General features: G+C 46.7%; 18 protein-coding genes and 1 riboswitch. Of the genes, 3 read left to right on the top strand and 15 right to left on the bottom strand.

Annotation, left to right across the window (positions count from 1 at the left end; translation table 11 throughout):
* Nucleotides 1–9: 9 nt before the first annotated feature.
* The 7 genes from proB to P3L57_RS07075 form a co-directional block, all read right to left on the bottom strand.
* Nucleotides 10–1,107 carry a glutamate 5-kinase gene (gene proB, locus P3L57_RS07105; RefSeq protein WP_044156184.1) on the bottom strand — a complete coding sequence of 366 codons (1,098 nt, stop codon included), beginning with the start codon at nt 1,105–1,107 and terminating at the stop codon, nt 10–12.
* A 361-nt stretch (nt 1,108–1,468) separates the two neighbouring features.
* On the bottom strand, nt 1,469–2,371 hold the full coding sequence (gene purU, locus P3L57_RS07100) for a formyltetrahydrofolate deformylase (RefSeq protein ID WP_059336085.1): 903 nt from the start codon (nt 2,369–2,371) through the stop codon (nt 1,469–1,471).
* Nucleotides 2,372–2,441: 70 nt separating this feature from the next.
* Nucleotides 2,442–2,759, bottom strand: coding sequence for a DMT family transporter (locus P3L57_RS07095; protein ID WP_024121116.1), 318 nt, complete (start codon nt 2,757–2,759; stop codon nt 2,442–2,444).
* A complete protein-coding gene (locus tag P3L57_RS07090) occupies nt 2,759–3,097 on the bottom strand; it encodes a DMT family transporter (protein ID WP_024121115.1) in 339 nt (112 codons plus the stop codon). The genes P3L57_RS07095 and P3L57_RS07090 overlap by 1 nt, the downstream gene beginning before the upstream one ends.
* Nucleotides 3,098–3,179: 82 nt before the next feature.
* A riboswitch (guanidine-I (ykkC/yxkD leader) is annotated at nt 3,180–3,292 on the bottom strand.
* Between the two features lie 32 nt (nt 3,293–3,324).
* Nucleotides 3,325–3,840: a GNAT family N-acetyltransferase gene (locus P3L57_RS07085; RefSeq protein WP_069486443.1), complete on the bottom strand. Its 516-nt coding sequence runs from the start codon at nt 3,838–3,840 to the stop codon at nt 3,325–3,327.
* Nucleotides 3,830–4,357, bottom strand: coding sequence for a DinB family protein (locus P3L57_RS07080; RefSeq protein WP_044156190.1), 528 nt, complete (start codon nt 4,355–4,357; stop codon nt 3,830–3,832). Before P3L57_RS07080 ends, P3L57_RS07085 begins: the two co-directional genes overlap by 11 nt.
* Nucleotides 4,358–4,469: 112 nt before the next feature.
* Nucleotides 4,470–5,201: a DUF421 domain-containing protein gene (locus P3L57_RS07075; protein WP_044156192.1), complete on the bottom strand. Its 732-nt coding sequence runs from the start codon at nt 5,199–5,201 to the stop codon at nt 4,470–4,472.
* A gap of 157 nt (nt 5,202–5,358) precedes the next feature.
* Here P3L57_RS07075 and P3L57_RS07070 point away from each other — a divergent pair, with 157 nt between their 5' ends.
* Nucleotides 5,359–5,583, top strand: coding sequence for a hypothetical protein (locus P3L57_RS07070; RefSeq protein WP_044156193.1), 225 nt, complete (start codon nt 5,359–5,361; stop codon nt 5,581–5,583).
* Between the two features lie 71 nt (nt 5,584–5,654).
* On the opposite strand, the gene hmpA is transcribed toward P3L57_RS07070, so the two are convergent.
* Nucleotides 5,655–6,857, bottom strand: coding sequence for an NO-inducible flavohemoprotein (hmpA, locus tag P3L57_RS07065; RefSeq protein ID WP_069486442.1), 1,203 nt, complete (start codon nt 6,855–6,857; stop codon nt 5,655–5,657).
* Nucleotides 6,858–7,108: 251 nt separating this feature from the next.
* Nucleotides 7,109–7,627, bottom strand: coding sequence for an acyl-CoA thioesterase (locus P3L57_RS07060; RefSeq protein WP_024121110.1), 519 nt, complete (start codon nt 7,625–7,627; stop codon nt 7,109–7,111).
* Nucleotides 7,628–7,815: 188 nt separating this feature from the next.
* Between P3L57_RS07060 and P3L57_RS07055 the strand changes: the two genes are divergently transcribed.
* Nucleotides 7,816–8,676, top strand: a complete 861-nt coding sequence (locus tag P3L57_RS07055) for a dimethylarginine dimethylaminohydrolase family protein (protein ID WP_069486441.1) — start codon at nt 7,816–7,818, stop codon at nt 8,674–8,676.
* An 89-nt stretch (nt 8,677–8,765) separates the two neighbouring features.
* Nucleotides 8,766–9,815, top strand: a complete 1,050-nt coding sequence (locus P3L57_RS07050) for a lactonase family protein (RefSeq protein ID WP_044156197.1) — start codon at nt 8,766–8,768, stop codon at nt 9,813–9,815.
* A gap of 38 nt (nt 9,816–9,853) precedes the next feature.
* Here P3L57_RS07050 and P3L57_RS07045 read toward each other — a convergent pair whose 3' ends face one another.
* The 6 genes from P3L57_RS07045 to P3L57_RS07020 all read right to left on the bottom strand — a co-directional run bounded on the left by P3L57_RS07045 (nt 9,854) and on the right by P3L57_RS07020 (nt 16,540).
* Nucleotides 9,854–10,837, bottom strand: coding sequence for an ABC transporter ATP-binding protein (locus P3L57_RS07045; RefSeq protein ID WP_069486440.1), 984 nt, complete (start codon nt 10,835–10,837; stop codon nt 9,854–9,856).
* Between the two features lie 12 nt (nt 10,838–10,849).
* The gene (gene eepC / locus P3L57_RS07040) at nt 10,850–11,740 is read right to left on the bottom strand and encodes a gamma-D-glutamyl-L-lysine dipeptidyl-peptidase (protein ID WP_069486439.1); all 891 of its coding nucleotides are present in this window, start codon (nt 11,738–11,740) and stop codon (nt 10,850–10,852) included.
* Nucleotides 11,737–12,837, bottom strand: a complete 1,101-nt coding sequence (ykfB, locus tag P3L57_RS07035) for an L-Ala-D/L-Glu epimerase (RefSeq protein WP_069486438.1) — start codon at nt 12,835–12,837, stop codon at nt 11,737–11,739. The genes eepC and ykfB overlap by 4 nt, the downstream gene beginning before the upstream one ends.
* Complete coding sequence (locus tag P3L57_RS07030) at nt 12,834–13,775, bottom strand: S66 peptidase family protein (protein ID WP_069486437.1); 942 nt, start codon at nt 13,773–13,775, stop codon at nt 12,834–12,836. The genes ykfB and P3L57_RS07030 overlap by 4 nt, the downstream gene beginning before the upstream one ends.
* 107 nt (nt 13,776–13,882) lie before the next feature.
* On the bottom strand, nt 13,883–15,514 hold the full coding sequence (gene dppE, locus P3L57_RS07025) for a dipeptide ABC transporter substrate-binding protein DppE (protein ID WP_044156204.1): 1,632 nt from the start codon (nt 15,512–15,514) through the stop codon (nt 13,883–13,885).
* 18 nt (nt 15,515–15,532) lie between these two features.
* Nucleotides 15,533–16,540 (bottom strand): ABC transporter ATP-binding protein, encoded by a 1,008-nt coding sequence (locus P3L57_RS07020; protein WP_069486435.1) that lies wholly within the window; start codon nt 16,538–16,540, stop codon nt 15,533–15,535.
* Nucleotides 16,541–16,542 lie beyond the last annotated feature (2 nt).

The following is a 16,542-nucleotide window of genomic DNA, read 5'->3' as shown; positions in this document are numbered from 1 at the left end:
TTCCGCCCCCTAGTCTTTTAAGTTGACCCAGTCATTCCTGTGAATGACCTCAAACGTTTTGTCAAAATCAAGCTCATTGCTTCGTTTGCCTTTTGCCTCCATAATCTCCTCAGATGAATAATGGGTCTGGCCTTTGCCGATCACACCGCCCGGTCCCCGGACTTCCACGACAGCCCCTTTTGGAAAGCTCCCGTTCACGCCCACTACGCCAGCCGGTAAAAGACTGCTTCCGTTATGAACCATCGCCTCTTCGGCACCCGCGTCAATGACGATTTCCCCTGATATCGGCGAGTGGAATTGAATCCATTGTCTCGTATTGTTGACTGAGGATAGCTCCTTGTCGCCGATATAAGTCCCATCTCCCCTGCCGTCTAAAATATCCGCCAGCTTTTGTTCGCCGCTGCCTGTTCCGATGAACACTTTGACCCCAAGAGACAGTGCGGTTTGTGCAGCTAACAGCTTTGATTTCATACCGCCCGTGCCGACCTTTGATCCGGCTGAACCCGCGTATCCCAGCAATTCAGGGGTGATCTCCGGCAAATAATCAAATCGTTTCGCATCGGGATTTTCATTTGGATTGGCATCATACAGCCCGTTAATGTCAGTCAGGATCATGAGCTGGTCTGCATGAATTAATCCGCTGACCAAAGCAGAGAGCATATCATTGTCGCCAAAAGTCAATTCTTCAACAGACGTAGAATCATTTTCATTAATAACCGGGATAACACCGCGCTCCAGCAATTCCATAATCGTTGCATACGCGTTTCGATACCGCTCTCTCTTCGAAAAATCATTTCTCGTCAAAAGGATTTGACCCGGGGTAAGTGAGTATTGTTTAAATTGATTCATGTATTGCTGCATTAACAGTGTTTGTCCGACCGCGGCTGCCGCCTGCTTTCCCTTGAGGGTAACAGGACGGGACGGATAACCGAGACTGGAAAACCCCGCCGCTACCGCTCCCGAGGTAATCAAAATCATTTCATGCCCCGCTTTTTTCAAAAGAGAAATTGCCTGAACGTGTTCTCTGATTTTTACCTCATCAATGCTTCCTTTGCTATTTGTAAGCGAACTGCTTCCTATCTTCACTACTATTCTTTGTTTTTTCATTTATTCTCCTCCGCGGCTCTTCGCCAGCCAACTTACAATAAAAAAACCCATTTCATCCTCATTAATAAGGACGAAATGGGTTTCCGTGGTACCACCTTGTTTGAACGCACTTCAGCACGTTCCGCTTCCCTGTAACGCCAGGTTATGCGCCTAGGTTTTCCCCCTAAGACTCCAAGGCAGGTTCGGCAGGTTTCATGCGGCAAAATGTTTCAGCCACTCATTTTGCTCTCTGTCACAGAAAGGTCTGCTTACTAATCCTCTTCAACGCTCAATGATTTTTTTATATTATGCAAAGAAAAAAGCCTCTTGTCAAGGTTTTTTCCACATCAAAAAAGCCCGCATTGCGCGGGCGTCTGGCAGTCTAGTTAAAGACAATGGTTTTATTTTCGTGAACGATGACGCGGTCTTCCAGGTGCCATTTCACAGCGCGGGCAAGAACGCTGCGTTCAATCGTTCTGCCGATATTTTTCAGCGCGTCGGCATTGTCGCGGTGGTCAACACGCTCAATGTCCTGTTCAATGATCGGCCCTTCATCAAGGTCATTTGTGACATAGTGAGAAGTTGCGCCAATCAATTTGACCCCCCGCTCATAAGCCCGTTTATACGGATTGGCACCGATAAAAGCAGGCAGGAAGGAATGGTGGATATTGATGATTCGATTCGGATGAGCCGACACAAAATCAGGCGTTAAGATCTGCATGTAGCGAGCAAGAACGATCACATCAATATCATATTGCTCCAGCAGTTCAAGCTGCTGTTTCTCAACTTCCGCTCTGATATCTTTGTTCGCTTTTAAATAGTGGAATGGAATGTTCAGCGGTTCAACAAGGTCTCTCGCATCTTCATGGTTGCTGATGACAACCGCGATTTCCGCCATGAGATTGCCTGTTTGCCATTCCCAAATGAGCTCATGCAGACAATGAAGCTCCTTTGATACAAAAATAGCGACACGCTTCAGCTCGCTGGCCATCGTTAAGCTCCACGTCATGTCGAATGTATTCGCAATAGACGAAAACGCGTCCTGGAGTTTTTCTTTTTTCTCCTGAATGCCCTCACAGTCGAAGTCAATTCTCAGGAAAAAACGCCCGCCTTCAGGATCTGTCGTATATTGATTGGATTCAATAATATTGGCGCCATGTTCTAATAAAAACGCAGAAACGGCAGCAACAATACCCGGCTGATCAGGACAGCTGACCAAGAGGCGCCCTTTATCTTCATTTCCGTCACGGTATTCATTTAACCGCTGGGTCATATATGATTTCATGAATAATCCCTCTTATCTTTGTAAGTCTAAACTAATTATCCATTATACTGAAGATTTGATAAAAATCAATTTATGACAGAATTTTTAAACCGACGGCCGAGCACAAGATTAAAGCGATAAAGAAGATCCGTTTGGCGTCTTTCGGCTCATTGTAAAAGAGAATGCCGATAAGCGCCCCGCCCGCGGTGCCGATTCCTGTCCAAACGGCGTATGCGGTGCCCATCGGAATGGTTTCCATAGCAAATGATAATAAGGAAAATGAGGCGGCAAAACCGATAATGATCAGCACTACCCATTTGGGGCTTTTTTCTTTCGCAAATTGATTCATAAGTGCGACGCCTGCCATTTCCAAAAATCCCGCGCCTAATAAACTGATCCAATGAAGCATTATGCCTCGCCTCCTTTTTCATCAGCCTCATCCTGTGTCACAAGCTTCAATCCGATCACACCGATTAAGAGCACGCCGATTAACAAAAGCTTCGGCAATCCGACCGGTTCGTGAAACAGAAACATTTCACTCATCACCGTTCCTGCTGTGCCAAGACCTGTAAAGACGGCGTATACGGTACCGACCGGCAGGCTGGCTGTCGCCTTCATTAACAAATAAAAGCTAACTATGATACCGACGGCAGTGCCGCTCCATGTTAAGACTGAGTCAGCATGCTTTAAGCCCACAACCCAAACAACCTCAAATACGGCGGCTAACACAACCAATCCCCATTTCATATCACATCATTCCTTTCTATCTATGCAATAAAATTCTCCGAAAACAAAAAAACCCCGGACAGTCGACTCATAATGAGCTTGACTCTCCCGGGCTTTTTTCCCTCCGTGTGCATATGCGCTGTTATGATGCGCATATGTGTTTTCTCTCGGACCAGTCCATGTCAATGAACATGCGGAACCCTAGAAAACTTTATCTGGTCTTATGATACTACACCTCGACGCTGTCTTCAATTGTAAGATTTTCTTTCATACACAGCGATCGGTTTATTCCATTTTCTGATCGTCCGGCTGTAAAGCATGCCGATTTTCTCTGCCACCCGTAAAGACGCTTTGTTATCCGGGTCAATCAAAGCTGCAATTTTGCCGTACTGCCTCTCCTTGAAACCATAGTCCAGGCAGGCTTTTGCCGCTTCTTGCGCATAGCCGTTTCCCCAGTGCCGGCGGGCAAACATATAGCCGATTTCCATTGCCGTTTCATTTTCGGTTTGCTGAGGCACGATTCCGCATTGGCCTAAAAAATCCCCCGTCTGTATGTCTTCGGCGATCCAGAGACTGACCCGGTACCCTTTTTCATTTCTTTTGTTCCAAGCGATCCACTCGCGGGTTTGCCGTTTATCTTTTAAACCGGAATAATATTTCATCACTTCAGGGTCGCTGAAAAGCTCAAGTAAAGATTCTTGATCCCGGTCCTCCATACAGCGCAAACGAATCCGTTCGGTCACAAGCTTCGTTTCAGCGTCCATTTTTGATCATATCCTGCTTCCATTCTTTTTTAAGGGCTTCAATATGGGCTTGATGATAGCGATTATGGTCCGCCATATGCCATATCCCCCATCTTACTGTTGCCTTGTCACCCTCGTAAGAAAGTGTTTGATGCAAATCGCTCTCGGTCAAGGTCTTACATACCGATTTCAGCTCGTTTACGACATGTTGATGTCTTGTCAAAAGTTCTTCTAACCCCGGCTGATTCTTTGGTTCAGGCAATCGTCCGCTTTCATCTGTCATCGGGCCGTAAATGTCTTCAATATGTTCAGGGACCCGATTCTCCTTTATGCGCCACACCCATCTGATATCAACATTTGCGATATGCTGCAGCAGCTGTGCCGTGCTGTTTTTTGTTTGACAGCACCCCTTATAATATAGCTCTCTGTGAGTCATGCGGCTCACAATGGATGCCAGACGGAGGCTGTTTTCTTCCACTGCGGAATACAGCAGACTGACTGTCGGCGCCATGTCTTTTCTAATGAATAAGTCCCTCATGTTCCATTCCCTCCTTACCTATGTGTACATTTTGACGTAAGGGGGGACATTTCCTTTGCAGAAGGCACAATCTAATCTATCAAAAAAGCGCCAAAGAATGTCGGCAGCACATTTAATTGTTATTTCCAGGCTTGTACAAATACGGATCATGGTGCGCATCGTTGGATGTATTCAAATCGAGTGAGATGTCACCGCGGTCATTTAACGTGCCGAGCGTGACCAAAGACAGCTGTTTTGGGCTGTGTCCTTTTTCCTTAAGCTTTTCAAACAGCCAGCTTCGATTTTTTTGAAGGTACTTCAAATTGTGATCAAGGATCTCGCCGTCCAATATGAGGGGTATCGGGATAAAGTTCCGTTCAGCCTCTATATTCAAATCCCGCACCTGCACTGCTCTCGCTTCTTCTGTCGGGATCACGCTTACTTCTCCCGTTTCTTCAATGATGGCAAGGTCAATATCAGCCGGATCAGCATAGCCCTTTTCTCTCAGTTTTCCGAGCAGCTCATTGACGGTCAGCCTCTCTTTTTTGAGTCCACGCTCATCGATATCCCCGTTCCGGATTAACACTGTCGGACTGACCACCAGCAGCCATCTCCACTTATTAGAAAGAGCAAGCTTGCTCATCAGAAGATAAAGCAATAAAAAAGCGCCTGCGTAATAAATAGACATCGGCAGCTTGGATGTGAGGATTGGCTCACTGATGATGGTTCCGATTGCGAAGGTCAAAAGCAAATCAAAATTGTTCATTTGTGACACGGCTTTTTTTCCGGCAAGCCGAAACAAAATATATGCAATCGAAAACACGATAACAGGCTTGAATAAAAATGCCCATACCATCCATAACACTGATCATTGCCCTCCATCCGCTAGTCATAATGAATATATTGTTCCCAGTAACTGAAACGCTATGCATATCTTACCTCTTCATCCAGCATCCAAATAGGCGAACGTGCAGAATGCAGGCACATAACATAGTAGAAAGTCATGTTATTGGAGGGACAGCATGAAACATCAGCATAAGAGTGCCAATTGGCAATATGAAAGCATACAGTCAAAATCCGCATCCTATCAGCCATACCATACAGCTGACAGGCTGGCCGGTTTAGAGCTTAAAATGGAGCATTTGATCAGAGCCATCGAGGTGAACAATGAATTGCTGAGAACGATTCAAGAGCAGCAAAATCGCGTATGCACAAATGGAGGCGGATCAGTCATTGTGCGGATGTAGAAGAAGGCGCGTCCGCCTTCTTCTATTTACCTAAAAAAAGCCCTTCTCATATAGGAGAAGAGCTGTGTGTATTAAGAAATGGACTGTGCGATGCTTAATTGAGGACCGAACAGTTCGTAATGAATAGACTCTGGCGCTGATCCGAGTTCCGATACAAGCTTATGCATTTGAGTGATAAATGACGGTGAACCGCAAATATAATAATCCGCATCTGTATTGGCAATCAGGCTTTTGAGAAACTGCTGGTCAATTTGGCCTTCATGAAATTGAATGTCACCCGCGCGGTCCTCTTCTGTCGGCTCGCGATACACAAATGCCGTTTTAACAGAAGAATGCTCTGATGCCTCTTCTGCTTCATCGCGCAGCGCGTGGTATTCACTATTTTTCGCGGCATGGATAAAGAGAATCTGCCGCTCAGGCTGTTTGGAAACAGACGTTTTTAGCATGCTGATCATCGGTGTGATGCCAACTCCGGCACTAAGCAGAACGAGATCTTTGCGGGATGAAGAATCTAAAACAAAATCTCCTGCCGGTGCGCTGATTTCTAATGAATCCCCCTCATGCAGCCCTTCGTGTAAATAAGAAGACACAGCACCGTCTTTCTTAACTGAAATTCGATAGTAGTCTTTTCCCGGCATATCAGACAAGCTGTATTGACGGATATGCGTATATTCAGAATCAGGAATCCGGACTTTGATGCTGATATACTGCCCTGCTTGAAATTCAGGTAACGGCTTGCCGTCTTCCGGTTTCAAATAGAAGGATGTTATTTCTTTGCTTTCACGCACTTTTTTCGCAACGATGAAAGGCTTATACTCCTTCCATCCGCCAGTTTGGTGTTCCGCTTGTTCATACATTTCTTCTTCAATTCCGATAAAAGCGTCAGCTATAACTCCATACGCTTTCTCCCACGCCTGCATAATGTCAGGAGTCGCTGCATCTCCCAAAACATCTTTAATCGCAATCAGCAAATATTTGCCGACAATCGGATAATGTTCAGGCTTAATACCGATACTGCGGTGTTTATGGCCGATTTGTTTGACGACCGGAATGATATTGCCAAGCTGGTCAATATTAGCTGCAGCTGCAATAACGGCATTCGCCAGGGCGGTACGCTGTGTTTTTTTCTTTTGGTTTGTTTGATTAAAAATGTTTAAAAGCTCAGGATGATCTTGGAACATGAGGTCGTAAAAACGTCCTGTAATGGATTCTCCGTGCTGCTGTAATACTGGTACAGTGCTTTTTATGATTTCGATTGTTTTGTTATCTAACATCGTTTAACAACCCTTCCGAAAAGATGTATTTAAAATATATCTTTAAAATACATGATCTTTTCTTTAAAAGATATATTTAAAATGAATCTTTAATAAAGTTGTCACAAAATTATCAATTTAACGTGACAATTGTTGCTTTTTTATAGAATTCCCTAGCAAAAACGGACTAACCTCTGTAATGATCACCATTAACAGCGAAAAAATGGAAGGTACAAAAAAACCCAAAACAACGTATGTTTTGGGTTTCATGTTTACCAAGGCTTGTCTGTTCCAAGCGCATTTGCCAGCGCCTGACTGTGTTTTTTTCGGTTTTTCCGTTCACTGGCACGCTGAACCGCTGTGTTATGCAGCATGATTTCCTCTTCTGTTTCCGGTACAACTCTCGGCACAGGCACCGGCTTGCCGTTTGAGTCTAATGCGACAAAGGTCAAAAAGGATGTCGCGGCGAGCTCCCGTTCACCAGTCATCAGATGCTCTTTGATGACTTTCACAAACACCTCCATGGAAGATGTGCCGACCCAAGTCACATATGATTCCAAGCAGACAGACTCCCTTTGCCCGATCGGTTTCAGAAAATCGACAGAGTCCATCGAAGCCGTTACCGTATCACGTCTGCAATGGCGCGCTGCGGAAATAGAGGCAATATCATCGATATAACTCATCAGTTTTCCGCCAAACAGCGTATTATGATTGTTCGTATCGAGAGGGAATACCCTGCTGGTTTTCACAACCTTTGACTCTTTACAATATTTTGTTTCCTGTGCTTCCATACCTTTCTCCCCTTTGATGTCTGATCGATTAGTAAATGCACTCATATTCTCCTATTAAACAATATTCTCATCCATTTGTCTAAAATTTAAAATGATTTGTCTGTCAGGTTTTCTTTCTTAAATGTTTAATGATTTGGCTGACGAGGGAATAATATACGTATTCTTCACACGGTCAGGAGGAGAAACAAATGGATGTATCTGTTCCAAAACATCAGCACAAAACGGTATGCCAAACTGAATATGACACCTTGAAGAAAGTTATTTTATGCAAACCCGAGCATATGACAATTAAGGACGTTATTAATGAAACCCAAAAACATTTTGAAGAAGACAATATTCAGGTCAAAACCGCCAAAGAGCAGCACAAACGCTTAGTAGAAGAGCTCAGGTCACACAGCATTGAGGTCATCCTTTTGCCTGTTCAGCACGGACTGCCTGAGCAGGTATTTACCCGGGATATCGGTTTTGTCATCGGGGAAAAAGCCTTTCTTTCCAGCATGACTGAGCCCATTCGCCAAGGGGAAGAACCTGTGATAAAAGAATTTTTCCACAATCAAGGGATTCCATATACCCGGATGCTGGATACTAGCATTGAAGGCGGAGACGTCGTCATAGATGGCGATAGCGTTTATGTCGGAATCAGCCAGCGCACGGACATCTCAGCGGTCGGCCAGCTGCAAGAAGAGCTTCCTGAATATACCATCATCCCAGTTCCGCTCCATGAAAAATTTCTGCATCTGGACTGCGTATTTAATATCATTTCTGAAAGCGAAGCATTAATCTACCCTGAAGCCCTCCCGCAGCAGGAAGTTGATATGCTGGCAGAGCGTTACAATCTCATTGAGGTACCCGAAAACGAACAATTTACACTTGGCACCAACGTCCTGTCTATCGGCAGAAAAACCATCATCAGCCTGCCGGGCAATCGTCATGTGAATCGTGAATTATCCAAAAGAGGCTATCACATCATCGAAATTGACTTGTCAGAAATTATCAAATCAGGCGGTTCCTTCAGATGCTGTACGATGCCGCTCATTCGAGGCGAATGAAGAATATTCCCCTTTTTCATGTTTTGAACAGCGTATTTCTTTAAGATACGTTAATATAGAGATGACATCATTTTTAAGGGGGAAATCGCATGACAAAGTACATAGGATATGTCGGAACATATACAAAAGGCGGAAGTGAAGGCATTTATTCATTCGAGCTGGATACTGAGAAAAAAACACTCAGCGAGCCAAAGCTTGCCGCAAAGCTGGGAAACCCCACATATGTGACGCCGAATAAAGACAACACGATTCTTTATTCAATCGAAAAAGCAGACGGTAAAGGCGGTATTGCTGCCTATAAAATCGATAAAAACAGCGGCGAATTAACATTTCTGAATCATCAGTTAATCGATGGCCCATCGCCATGCCACGTGAGCGTCGATGATCATCAGCAATTCGTATTGACAGCCAACTATCACAGCGGGAAGGTGCACGCTTTTCCGGTTCAACAAGACGGAGGTCTGCAATCTCCCGCTTCAGAAGCCGCCCATACAGGAAAGGGTCCGCATGAAAGACAGGAAAAGCCGCATACACACTATGCGGGCTTTACACCTGAACATAATTATGTCGTAGCGGTTGACTTAGGGACAGACAAGCTGTACACCTATAAGCTGAAAGACGGTGAATTAACTGAATCCGGAAGCCATTCCTTCGCTCCCGGTGCAGGCCCTCGTCATATCGCTTTTCACCCGAAAGAAAAATACGCATATGTCATGACAGAATTAAGCAATGAAGTGATTGCGCTTGAATACAATCCGACAGCCGGCGAATTCAGAGAACTTCAAGTCGTCTCTGCCATCCCTGATGATTTCACAGATAACAGCCAGGGAAGCGCCATTCACGTCACTCAGGATGGGCGTTTTGTTTACGTTGCAAACCGCGGCCATGACAGCATCGCTGTTTTTGAAGTGAATCAATATTCAGGCGAGCTGGCATTTGTGGAAAGAGTATCGACTGAAGGAAACTGGCCTCGTGACTTTGTGCTGGATCCAATGGAGACCTTCCTCGTTGCTTCAAATGAAGAAACGGGCAATCTCGTATTGTTTGAAAGAGACACAGAGACAGGCCGGCTGTCGCTGCTTCCTTCAACCGTTTCTGTCCCTTATCCGGTGTGCGTGAAATTTTTACAGCAATCATAAAAGAAAGCTGGCTCCCAACAGCGGAGCCAGCTTTTTGTTTATCTCACCTTTTCTTTCGTTTCAGCATTTCGATATAAATGGCAGGCAACGAAACGGCCGGCTTCGATTTCTTGAAGCAAAGGGCGTGATTCTCCGCATTCAGGCATCGCCTCCGGGCAGCGCGTCCGAAACACACAGCCGCTCGGCGGATGGACCGGACTCGGCAGCTCCCCTTTTAAAATGATGCGCTCACGCTTGTCCTCTAATTCGGGGTCCGGAATCGGAATCGAGGACAGCAGCGCCTTCGTATACGGGTGCAGCGGTTCACGATACAATGTGCCGCTATCTGTAATTTCCATCATGTGGCCTAAGTACATAACGCCGATTCTGTCGCTGATATGCTTTACCATCGATAAATCATGGGCAATAAACAGAAATGTGAGCCCTTTTTCTTTTTGAAGCCGCTTCAGCAGGTTGACCACTTGCGCCTGAACCGACACATCAAGCGCAGAAATCGGTTCGTCCGCTACGATAAACTCCGGATTCAATGAAAGCGCTCTGGCAATCCCAATTCTCTGCCTTTGACCGCCGCTGAATTCATGCGGGTAACGGCTGCCGAAATCCGGGTGAAGCCCCACTGCCTCAAGCAGCTCGTCCACAACGAGAAGCCGCGCTTTATGGGTATTGTAAAGATTATGAATTTCCATCGGCTCTAGAATGATTTCTCGAACAGTCATCCGCGGATTGAGCGATGCATAAGGGTCCTGAAAAATCATCTGCAGTTTGCGGTTAGAGGCAAACTGCTCTTTCTCACTGAGGGCGTGAAGATTTGTTCCGCGGTATTTGACGCTTCCTTCTGTGGGATGGTAAAGACGCATCAGCACTCTTCCCAAGGTTGATTTCCCGCAGCCGGATTCTCCGACAAGCCCGAACGTCTCCCCCTCATGAATCTGGAAGGTTACCCCGTCGACCGCTTTGACTGTTCGCTTTTTCCCTGCGTCAAAATGCATTTTCAGCTGACTGACCTCTAGCAGTGGTATCATGTGTCTCCCTCCTCATTCTGAAAAACAGCGGCGTGCCGCACAAAGCTCTTTTTCATATCCTGTATCTTTCAGCGTGATGATTTCGATCGATTTCCCTGTTTTAGGAGAATGGAGCATTTTTCCGTTTCCTATGGACAGACCAACGTGATGAATTGCTCCTTTTCCTTCCTCATATGCAAAAAACAGCAGATCACCGGCACCAATGTCGTGAAGCGGCACTTCCTTCCCTGTTTTCGCCTGGTCTCCCGCATCACGGGGAATCCTGTATCCATTTGCTTTAAATACGCTGTACATAAAACCAGAGCAGTCAAATCCAAACCCGCTTATACCTCCCCATAAATAAGGAAGCCCGAGAAAACATGCCCCTGTCTGAATGATGTCTTCCGCCGTTCCTTTCTTATTCTGAACAAACGCCGCATCAGTTTGTCGCAGGAGCCTATCTCCAAAAGGAGTCGCTACCTTGAAAAAGCCATTCTCTTCTTCAATCAGCGGCAGAGCAGTTAAGAAGCTCAGTTCAATTTCCTTATCTCCGGTATCCCCATACAAAAAAGCTGTTGGTTTGCTGATCGCCACGGTGTGATTCGATTGTAGGAGATTTGTGTTTTTCAGCTGGTTCTTTTTCATCCAGCCCGGATAACCGCGTTTATCCTTGCGGGATGACTGGCCGGGCACAACTACAGACACCCATTCATCCTGTTCTGCCGTGACCAGCACCTCCTCACCAAAGAGAACCTGCGTCTGAATCACATTATCTGTACATAACCCAAGCCGCTGATCATAGGTCATGCTCTTCAGCCATTCTCTGATCGACACGGTCGGATCGAGCATGGTGTGATCAAATGGACGAGGAGTATCAGGTGCTGTCCATATGTTGGCAACTGCTGATATAACAGTATGGTTCATGTTTCCATCCCTCCTTTCTGATACGCGACTCCGGTAATGCCAAGACCAGGTTTGTCAGGCATCGTAATCGTGCTGCCGCTGTAAATAATCCCGCCCTTGATCAAATCCGTTTTCAGCATGAGCGGGGCGTCGAAATCAAAGCGGGTAATGTTTTTTTTGCTTGCCGCGAAATGCGCCGCAGCTGTTATGCCAAGCTTTGTTTCGATCATGCTGCCGACCATGCACTCCACCCCGCAAATCTCAGCCATGGCATTGATTTTCTCTGCACCGCTGATTCCTCCTGCCTTCATCAATTTAATATTGATCAGGTCGGCGCTGCGGGTTTGAAGGACTTCGAATGCCTGTCGCGGAGTAAATACACTTTCATCAGCCATGATTAGGGTGTCCGTTGCATCCGTAACTTTCTTGAGCCCGGCAAGATCATCCTTATGGACAGGCTGCTCGACAAGCTCAATGTCCAGGCCTGCATCCTCCATTTTCCGAATGGCCGTTACCGCTTCTTTCGGCACCCATCCCTGATTGGCATCCAAACGCAGCTTTACCCCAGGCCCGACACACTTTCTGATTTCTTGAATACGGGCGATATCTGTCTCAATGTCATCTCTGCCAACCTTTATTTTTAGCGTGTGAAAGCCTTGTTTAAGAAAGCTCTCTGCATCCGCCGCCATCTCTTCAGGCGAGTTCACACTGACGGTGTAGTCCGTTTCAAGTGTGCTTCGATATCCGCCGAGCATTTGGTAAAGCGGCTGTCCGCTCATCTGCGCCCAGCCGTCGTATACAGCCATTTCTACAGCTGCTTTTGCGCTTTGATTCCCTTGCAGAAGATGCTGGATGTCATGCAGAATGGCCTCGCAGCCGGACAGTCTTCTTCCAAGCAGTGCCGGCTTTAAGACGTTGTGAATCGCACTTTCAATACTGTCCATGCTGTCTCCGGTAATCACAATCGTCGGAGGCGCTTCTCCCCATCCGATTGCGCCATTATCATAAGTGATCGTTACGATAACAGATTCGGCCGTATACACTGTGCGAAGCGCCGTTTTAAACGGCTTTGTCAGCGGCACGGCGACCCGTTTCGTGTCTATTTTTGTGATCTTCATACTGAGAGCGCTCCTTCAGAAACGCCCGCCTCAATGACGACCGTTTTTTCGGCTGTATCCATGGCAGCGTGGGCACCGATCGGAACGGCAATACTCGGCGAACAGTGGCCGATCTTAAACCCTCTAAGAGCAGGCCTTCCGGCGGACACAATATAGTCTTCGAGCACCTGCTCAAGCGTCAAAGATTTCTCCCGCTTCACCGGGATGCAGTTATGAAAATCACAAACAAGAATACCGGCTGCGTCCGCCAGCTTCCCTGCCATTTTCAGCTGATTCAGCATCCGGTCAATTTGATACGGCTCTTCATCAATATCTTCAATAAACAGGAGCTTTCCCCTCGTATCAATTTCAAACGGCGTGCCGAGTGTCGATGACAGCAAGGATAGATTGCCGCCGACAAGGTCTCCTTCCGCTTTTCCCGGAACAAGCACCGTCAGCGGAGAAAGCTTCTCTGTATAGGTGAATACTGTCTCTTGAAACAGCTGCTCATACGACGCTTTTGTCAGGGGATGAACGTCTTCCAGGCCAATATCTGAGCTGAGCATCGGCCCGTGAAAAGTGACGAGGCCTGTGTTTTGATGGATGGCGGTATGTAAAAACGTAATATCACTGTATCCCCAAAAGATTTTAGGATGTTTGCGGAGCAAGCTGTAATCAATGCCTGAAGCGATCCGCCCCGTGCCAAAGCCTCCGCATGCGCACAGCACCGCTTTCACCTCCTGGTCTTTGAACATCTCGTGCAGATCAGCCAGCCGCTCATCATCCTGTCCCGCTAAATAGCCGTGCTGGTTTTTCAGCGCCTTGCCCAGCTTTACCTGAAGACCGAGCTCCTCTAAAAATAAAAGCGCCGTTTCAAGCTTTTTCGGATCAGGCGGGCTTGCAGGTGCGATGACACCGACTGTATCGCCTTTTTTCAGTGCGTTCGGATTGTGATTCAACTCCGATCAGCTCCCTTCATTTGCTCTGCACCCTACGTATACGTGAAAATAAGAGAAAAAATACCGCTCCTTCACCTAAAGAGAGCAGTATTTTCTCAATCGCCGCGTTAGTTTTTATCGGCCCATTTTAAATCGATGTAGCCGACAGGGTGCCGGACGATGTCCTTTACATGTTCGTTTTGCAGATTGACCTGATTATAGAAATAAACTGGAATGATCGGCGCTTCATTGATGAGAAGCTTTTCCGCCTTATGCATGAGTGAAAAACGCGTTTTTTCATCCGCTTCATTTTTTGCCTGCTTCATAAGCTGATCATATTCTTTGTTGTTCCAGCCTGTACGGTTCATCGAATTTCCTGTTTGGAAGGCTTCCAGAAAACTGATAGGGTCCGCATAGTCAGGCAGAAATGAGCTTTGTGAGAATTGGAACTTAAGCGCTTTTTGCTCTTCTAAAAACACGTTCCACTCCATATTGGCCAGCTTCACATCGACGCCAAGGGTGTTTTTCAATTTTTGCTGGATGGCTTCAGCAATCTTTTTATGCTCCGGTTTCGTACTGTAAGTAAGCGTGACCGCAGGCAGCTTGTCATACTTCTCTTCCTTCATTCCTTTTTCCAGCAGCTGCTTCGCTTTGTTTTCATTTGGTGTGATCAGGTCTCCGCCCGCTTCACGGAAGTCCTTGCCGTCAGGCTGTGTAAACCCTGGCGAAACAAAAGCGTGTGCCGGTTTTTCATTGTTTTTCGTGACATATTTTACGATTTCCTTCTGATCAACAGCCATTGCGAAAGCTTTTCTGATGTTTTCATTTTGGAACGGCTCCATATTGACATTAAAGCGGTAAAAGTATAAACCCGCCTGATCAACGATGTGCACATTGTCTTGATCCAGCAGCTGGTCACTTAGCTCAGCCGGTACGTATGCGGTGTCCAATTCACCGGACTGGAACATTTGGTAATCTGTATTTCTGTCACTCACCATTGCCCATTTCACTTTGTCAAGCTTCACGGTTTCTTTATCCCAGTACGTATCGCTTTTTTCCATTGTGATGCTGTCATCATGCTTCCATTCCGTCAGTTTAAACGGACCGTTGCCGACAAATGTATCGGCTTCAGCAAACCACTTTGGATTTTCTTTGTCGACTTTTTCGTTAACCGGAAAATACGCCGGGTTTGACACCACGCTCAGGAAATATTTTTGCGGTGCGGCAAGCGTCACTTCAAGGGTGTGATCATCCTTCGCCGTCACCTTCACATCGTCTCTTTTCCCTTTTCCGCTGTTATAGGCTTCGCCGCCTTCAATAAAATAGCCGAGAAACGCGGAAGAAGCTCCTGTTTTCGGGTCAAGCATCCGTTTCCAAGCGTATTCAAAATCTCCGGCTGTCACAGGGTCTCCGTTCGTCCATTTCGCATTTTCCCGAATCGTAAATGTGTACGTTTTCTTGTCTTTCGACACAGACCACTTCTCTGCCATCGCCGGCTCCGGTTCATTGTCTTTGCCGAGGCGCGTTAACCCTTCCATGATGTTATTTAACGGCTGCCAAGACACGTTATTAAAACCGATCGGCGGATCAAACGAGGTCGGTTCATTTTCATTATTTAAGTACAGTACCTTTTCTCCGCTTGTCTTTGCCTTATCTTCTCCGCTTTCTTTTCCAGCCTGCTCATTTGCTGTACATCCCATCAGCGCAAATGAAAGTCCCAGTGCAAGGCCCATTCCCCATAGCTTCTTCACTCTCTTCATCCTCTTCCCCCTTTTTTGTTATTCATCCTTCGCTCCCGGCAGCACCGCATGCTCAGCCCGTTTATCCTGAAGCCAGCAGTGTACAGCGTGCGTGCCGGATCGAACAGTTTGATCAGGGTATACCCTGTCACACACGATCATTCTGCTCGGACAGCGGGCGGCAAATGGACAGCCCGGCGGCGGTGAAAATAAATCCGGCGGCGTGCCGTCAATCGGAATCAGTTCCGCGCCCTCAAGATCCAGCCGCGGGACAGAATTCAGCAGCCCTTTTGTATAAGGGTGCTGCGGCTTGTAAAATATATCTTTTCTTGTGCCAACTTCCGCTATTTTTCCGGCATACATAACAGCCACTCTGTCAGCAACCTGGGCAACCACGCCTAAATCGTGTGTGATCAAAATGACAGAAACCTTTGTTTTTCTCTGAATCTCTTTAAACAGTTCCAGTATTTGCGCCTGTATGGTGACGTCAAGGGCAGTTGTCGGTTCATCCGCTATTAAAATATCAGGCTCGCAGATCAGCGCCATCGCAATGACAATCCGCTGTCTCATGCCGCCGCTGAATTGATGGGGGTACTGCTTCAGGCGTGCTTCAGGATCCGGAATGCCGACCAATTCCAGCATGGAAAGAACCTCTTTCTCAGCCGCCTTTTTCGTCATCCTTTTGTGACGAAGAAGCGCTTCCACCAGCTGGTCGCCGACAGTCAGCGTCGGGTTTAGCGCCGTCATCGGGTCTTGAAAAATCATTGAAATATCCGCGCCCCTTATGCTCCTCATTTCTCTGTCAGAGAGACGGCAAAGGTCTTTGTTTTTAAATAAAATGCTGCCGTCTGTCACCTTCGCCGAATAGGGCGGGAGCAGTCCCATAATGCTTTGAGAGGTGACGCTCTTGCCGCAGCCCGATTCACCGACAATGGCAAATGTTTCGCCTTTGTACAAATCGAAGCTCACGCCTCTGACAGCCTGAACCGTCCCGCCGTAAGTCGTAAAAGAAACATGCAGATTATTGACTGACAGAACTTTCTCCATAC

This window comes from Bacillus sp. B28, assembly GCF_029536185.1.
GTDB lineage: Bacteria > Bacillota > Bacilli > Bacillales > Bacillaceae > Bacillus > Bacillus halotolerans.
This window is presented reverse-complemented; position numbering and strand designations above follow the sequence as displayed.

What these genes read in the sequence shown, in the direction of transcription:
- proB (WP_044156184.1), bottom strand. Translation starts at nt 1,107, where the DNA reads ATGAAAAAACAAAGAATAGTAGTGAAGATAGGAAGCAGTTCGCTTACA.
- purU (WP_059336085.1), bottom strand. Translation starts at nt 2,371, where the DNA reads ATGAAATCATATATGACCCAGCGGTTAAATGAATACCGTGACGGAAAT.
- P3L57_RS07095 (WP_024121116.1), bottom strand. Translation starts at nt 2,759, where the DNA reads ATGCTTCATTGGATCAGTTTATTAGGCGCGGGATTTTTGGAAATGGCA.
- P3L57_RS07090 (WP_024121115.1), bottom strand. Translation starts at nt 3,097, where the DNA reads ATGAAATGGGGATTGGTTGTGTTAGCCGCCGTATTTGAGGTTGTTTGG.
- P3L57_RS07085 (WP_069486443.1), bottom strand. Translation starts at nt 3,840, where the DNA reads ATGGACGCTGAAACGAAGCTTGTGACCGAACGGATTCGTTTGCGCTGT.
- P3L57_RS07080 (WP_044156190.1), bottom strand. Translation starts at nt 4,357, where the DNA reads ATGAGGGACTTATTCATTAGAAAAGACATGGCGCCGACAGTCAGTCTG.
- P3L57_RS07070 (WP_044156193.1), top strand. Translation starts at nt 5,359, where the DNA reads ATGAAACATCAGCATAAGAGTGCCAATTGGCAATATGAAAGCATACAG.
- hmpA (WP_069486442.1), bottom strand. Translation starts at nt 6,857, where the DNA reads ATGTTAGATAACAAAACAATCGAAATCATAAAAAGCACTGTACCAGTA.
- P3L57_RS07060 (WP_024121110.1), bottom strand. Translation starts at nt 7,627, where the DNA reads ATGGAAGCACAGGAAACAAAATATTGTAAAGAGTCAAAGGTTGTGAAA.
- P3L57_RS07055 (WP_069486441.1), top strand. Translation starts at nt 7,816, where the DNA reads ATGGATGTATCTGTTCCAAAACATCAGCACAAAACGGTATGCCAAACT.
- P3L57_RS07050 (WP_044156197.1), top strand. Translation starts at nt 8,766, where the DNA reads ATGACAAAGTACATAGGATATGTCGGAACATATACAAAAGGCGGAAGT.
- P3L57_RS07045 (WP_069486440.1), bottom strand. Translation starts at nt 10,837, where the DNA reads ATGATACCACTGCTAGAGGTCAGTCAGCTGAAAATGCATTTTGACGCA.
- eepC (WP_069486439.1), bottom strand. Translation starts at nt 11,740, where the DNA reads ATGAACCATACTGTTATATCAGCAGTTGCCAACATATGGACAGCACCT.
- ykfB (WP_069486438.1), bottom strand. Translation starts at nt 12,837, where the DNA reads ATGAAGATCACAAAAATAGACACGAAACGGGTCGCCGTGCCGCTGACA.
- dppE (WP_044156204.1), bottom strand. Translation starts at nt 15,514, where the DNA reads ATGAAGAGAGTGAAGAAGCTATGGGGAATGGGCCTTGCACTGGGACTT.
- P3L57_RS07020 (WP_069486435.1), bottom strand. Translation starts at nt 16,540, where the DNA reads ATGGAGAAAGTTCTGTCAGTCAATAATCTGCATGTTTCTTTTACGACT.